At 53.9% G+C, this 3,764-nt stretch carries 8 protein-coding genes; all 8 read left to right on the top strand.

Going from position 1 to position 3,764, the window contains the following annotated elements; all coding sequences use genetic code 11:
- On the top strand, window positions 1-594 hold a 594-nt coding region (gene rplC, locus IK012_RS06665; RefSeq protein ID WP_290952206.1), incomplete at its 5' end, for a 50S ribosomal protein L3.
- Complete coding sequence (rplD, locus tag IK012_RS06660; RefSeq protein WP_290952203.1) at window positions 594-1,214, top strand: 50S ribosomal protein L4; 621 nt, start codon at window positions 594-596, stop codon at window positions 1,212-1,214. The genes rplC and rplD, both read left to right, overlap by 1 nt.
- Window positions 1,214-1,516, top strand: coding sequence for a 50S ribosomal protein L23 (gene rplW / locus IK012_RS06655; protein ID WP_290952200.1), 303 nt, complete (start codon window positions 1,214-1,216; stop codon window positions 1,514-1,516). The genes rplD and rplW overlap by 1 nt, the downstream gene beginning before the upstream one ends.
- A 2-nt stretch (window positions 1,517-1,518) precedes the next feature.
- Window positions 1,519-2,349: a 50S ribosomal protein L2 gene (gene rplB / locus IK012_RS06650; RefSeq protein ID WP_290952198.1), complete on the top strand. Its 831-nt coding sequence runs from the start codon at window positions 1,519-1,521 to the stop codon at window positions 2,347-2,349.
- Between the two features lie 3 nt (window positions 2,350-2,352).
- The gene (gene rpsS, locus IK012_RS06645) at window positions 2,353-2,634 is read left to right on the top strand and encodes a 30S ribosomal protein S19 (protein ID WP_290952195.1); all 282 of its coding nucleotides are present in this window, start codon (window positions 2,353-2,355) and stop codon (window positions 2,632-2,634) included.
- On the top strand, window positions 2,634-2,984 hold the full coding sequence (gene rplV, locus IK012_RS06640) for a 50S ribosomal protein L22 (RefSeq protein ID WP_290952192.1): 351 nt from the start codon (window positions 2,634-2,636) through the stop codon (window positions 2,982-2,984). Before rpsS ends, rplV begins: the two co-directional genes overlap by 1 nt.
- A 1-nt stretch (window position 2,985) precedes the next feature.
- Window positions 2,986-3,645 carry a 30S ribosomal protein S3 gene (gene rpsC, locus IK012_RS06635; protein WP_290952189.1) on the top strand — a complete coding sequence of 220 codons (660 nt, stop codon included), beginning with the start codon at window positions 2,986-2,988 and terminating at the stop codon, window positions 3,643-3,645.
- A 2-nt stretch (window positions 3,646-3,647) separates the two neighbouring features.
- On the top strand, window positions 3,648-3,764 hold a 117-nt coding region (locus IK012_RS06630), incomplete at its 3' end, for a ribosomal protein L16 (protein ID WP_367273782.1).

The raw sequence follows: 3,764 nt of genomic DNA, 5'->3' as shown, positions 1-3,764 counted from the left end.
TTGGGAATGACCCAAGTGTTCACGGAACAGGGCGAATGCGTCCCTGTCACGGTTCTCGAAGCCGGTCCGTGCGTGGTCGTTTCCCACAAGACAGAAGAAAAGGACGGCTATACTGCTGTCCAGATCGGCTTTGGTCTCAAGAAGGAACAGCGTGCCAACAAGGCAGAAATCGGCCATTTCAAGAAGGCTGATGTTGCTGTTCGCGAACACCTCGCCGAATTTGATGTCGCTGATCTCGAATCCTGGCCGGTTGGCAAGGAATTCGGCGCTGCCGACTTCGCCGATGCTAAGACGGTGAACGTCTCCGGCATCTCCAAGGGTCATGGTTTCTCTGGCACTATCAAGCGCCACGGTTTCCACAGCGGTCCTCGTTCCCATGGTACGCACAACATGCGTGAACCGGGTGGTACGTCCGCTCACTCCTATCCGGGTCGTGTTTTCCCGGGTAAGCGTATGGCTGGTCAGTACGGCAACAAGAAAGTGACCGTGAAGCACCTCCAGGTCGTCAAAGTTGATGGCGACCGCAACCTGATCTTCGTCCGTGGCGCTGTCCCGGGTCCGAAGAACAGCATTATCGTGGTGAGGAAAGACTAATGGCTAGTGCAAAGCTTTTCGCCGCTACTGGCGATTTCAAGAATGATATCCAGCTCCCGGCTCTCTTCGACCAGGAAGTCAACAAGGTCTGCATGTACCTCCACATCAAGGCTATCCTGAACAACAACCGTCAGGGAACCGCAAAGACCAAGACCAAGTCCGAAGTCAGCGGCGGTGGCCAGAAACCGTGGAAGCAGAAGGGTACGGGTCGCGCTCGTTCCGGCCAGAACACCTCTGCAGTTTGGGTTCGTGGTGCCAAGGCTCACGGTCCGAAGTCCCATGACTACTTCGAAAAGGTAAACAAGAAGGTCAAGAAGATCGCTTTCCACTCTGCACTCGCTGCAAAGGCCCAGGAAGGCAAGGTCCTCGTGTTCGAAGCTCTCAGCTTCGCTGCCCCGAAGACCAAGGATCTCCTCGCTGTCCTCAATAAGGCTGGCGTCGAACAGCGCAATGCTCTGTTTGTCGTGAGCGCTAAGGATGCGAACCTCTATCTCTCCTCCAACAACATTCCTTGGTGCCGTTGCGCCCGCGTCGAAGATGTCAATACTTACGACATCGTCCGTGCGAACAATGTTGTCATCTCTCAGGCTGCTCTTGCAGAACTTGAAGGAGGCCGCTAATGAAAGAAATTCGTGAAATCCTCGTTGCTCCGCACGTCACCGAAGAAACCATGAAGAACATGGTCAATCGTCGTACCGATGTGCACAAGTACGTGTTCAAGGTTGCCATGGACGCTAGCAAGGACGATATCAAGGCCGCTATCGAAAAGCGCTTTGACGTCAAGGTCGCTAAGGTCAATACTTTGATCAACCGCGGCAAGATTAAGCGCGTCCGTATGGTCGCTGGCAAGAAACCGAACTGGAAGAAGGCCTACATCACACTCAAGGCCGGGCAAAAGATTGCCGAGTTTGAAGGAGTATAACCATGGGTCTGAAATCTTATCGCCCGATTACCCCGACACTGCGTTACAAGCAGATTGGTGACCGCAAGGAAATCACTGCCGAAAAGCCGTACAAGCCGCTTACCGAAGGTATCAAGCGTAGCTCCGGCCGTAACAATGCTGGTGAAATTACTTCCCGTCGTCGTGGTGGTGGTCACAAGAAACTGTATCGTATCATTGATTTCAAGCGTCAGTTTGCTGGTCTCTCCTGCACTGTCGAAACGATTGAATACGATCCGAACCGTACTGCCCGTATCGCTCTCGTCAAGTACGAAAACGGCAAGCGCGCATACATCATCGCTCCGGCCGACATCAAGGTTGGCGATGTGCTGAATTCTGGCGAAGGCGCAGAATTCCGCGTAGGTAACGCTATCCCTCTCCGCGATATTCCGCTGAACACGGTTATCCACAACATCGAAATGAAGCCGGGCAAGGGTGCCCAGATTGCTCGTTCCGCTGGTGCCGGTGCTGAACTGGTTGCCAAGGACGGCAAGCTCTGCCAGGTCAAGCTTCCGAGTGGCGAAGTCCGCTACATCCCGGAAGACTGCCTCGCTACCGTTGGCCAGGTTTCCAATATCGATCACATGAATGAATCCTCGGGTTCTGCAGGCCGCTCTCGCTGGCTCGGCAAGCGCCCGGCCGTCCGTGGTGTCGTTATGAACCCGGTCGATCACCCCCTCGGTGGTGGTGAAGGTCGTACCTCTGGTGGTCGTCATCCGTGCTCTCCTTGGGGCAAGAACTCTAAGGGTGCAAAAACTCGTAACAACAAGCGTACCGATAAGTTCATCGTACGTCATCGTCAGAAGAGGGCCTAATTCATGTCTAGATCCCTTAAGAAAGGTGCGTTCGTGGATTCCCACGTTCTCAGCAAGGCCCAGGCGATGGCCGGTTCCGACAAGAAACAGGCTATCAAGACCTGGTCCCGTCGTTCCACAATCGTCCCGGATATGGTCGGACTTACTTTCTCCGTCTATAACGGCAAGCAGTTCATCCCGGTCTATGTCACCGAAAACATGGTTGGCCATAAGCTCGGCGAATTCTCTATGACCCGTACGTTCCGTGGTCACCGCAAGACTGAAACTGCTGGAGGCAAGAAATAATGCAAGCTGTAGCTAAAGTAAAAAACGTCCGTTACGGCGTTCGCAAGCTCCGTCGCGTTGTCGATCTCGTTCGCGGCAAGTCCGTTAGCGAAGCCTTCGCGATGCTCTCCATCCTCCGTACGCAGACCAAGGGTGCTCCGCTGGTTGAAAATGCTCTCAAGTCCGCCGTTGCGAACCTGAAGCAGAAATCTACCGCTCCGGTTTCCGCCGAAGAAATCGTGATCAAGACCATCACCGCTGATGGTGGCACGATCATGAAGCGCATTCACCCGCGTTCCCAGGGCCGTGCTTTCCGTATCGAAAAGCCGCTCTCCCACTTAACCGTCGTCGTCGCAGACAAGGAGAATTAACATGGGTCACAAGAGTCATCCCAATGGTCTTCGTCTTGGCGTTATCCGCGGTTGGGAATCCAAGTGGTATGCCGAAGACAAGTTTGCCGATCTTCTCTATGAAGATATCGTGCTCCGTCGCTACTTGATGAAGCGTTTCGAACATGCCTCCCTTTCCAAGGTCGGCATCGAACGTACCGTCAAGAAGGTGAACGTGAACCTCTTTACCGCCCGTCCGGGTATCGTTATCGGTAAGAAGGGCGAAGAATTGGAACGCTTGAAGGGCGAACTCCAGTTCCTCACCGGTAAAGAAATCTATATTGCAGTCCACGAAATCAAGCGTCCGGAAACGGATGCCAAGCTCGTCGCTGAAAACATTGCCCGCCAGCTCGAAAAGCGTATTTCTTTCCGCCGTGCCATGAAGCGCGCTATCCAGTCCGCTATGCGCATGGGCGTTGAAGGAATCAAGGTGCAGTGCGGTGGCCGCCTCGGCGGTGCCGAAATCGCCCGCGTTGAAAAGTATGCCGAAGGCCGCGTGCCTCTGCACACTCTTCGTGCTGACATCGACTACGCAACTGCCATTGCAAAGACCGTCTATGGTGCCATCGGTATCAAGGTGTGGATCATGCACGGTGAAAAGATTGGCAAGGACGTCATGAACGACAACAAGAGAGAGAAGTAATTATGCTGAGTCCTAAAAGAACATTACATCGTAAGCAGATGAAAGGGCGCATGAAGGGCGTCGCCTCTCGTGGCAACTATATCGCCTTTGGCGAATTCGGTATCCAGGCTCTCGAAAAG

Source organism: Fibrobacter sp., from assembly GCF_017551775.1.
In the GTDB taxonomy this organism is placed as follows: domain Bacteria; phylum Fibrobacterota; class Fibrobacteria; order Fibrobacterales; family Fibrobacteraceae; genus Fibrobacter.
Note: the sequence above shows the minus strand (reverse complement) of the source record. Positions and strands in the feature narration are given on the sequence as shown.

Excerpts from the sequence above, each read along its gene's own strand:
- rplD (WP_290952203.1), top strand. The coding sequence starts at position 594 with ATGGCTAGTGCAAAGCTTTTCGCCGCTACTGGCGATTTCAAGAATGAT.
- rplW (WP_290952200.1), top strand. The coding sequence starts at position 1,214 with ATGAAAGAAATTCGTGAAATCCTCGTTGCTCCGCACGTCACCGAAGAA.
- rplB (WP_290952198.1), top strand. The coding sequence starts at position 1,519 with ATGGGTCTGAAATCTTATCGCCCGATTACCCCGACACTGCGTTACAAG.
- rpsS (WP_290952195.1), top strand. The coding sequence starts at position 2,353 with ATGTCTAGATCCCTTAAGAAAGGTGCGTTCGTGGATTCCCACGTTCTC.
- rplV (WP_290952192.1), top strand. The coding sequence starts at position 2,634 with ATGCAAGCTGTAGCTAAAGTAAAAAACGTCCGTTACGGCGTTCGCAAG.
- rpsC (WP_290952189.1), top strand. The coding sequence starts at position 2,986 with ATGGGTCACAAGAGTCATCCCAATGGTCTTCGTCTTGGCGTTATCCGC.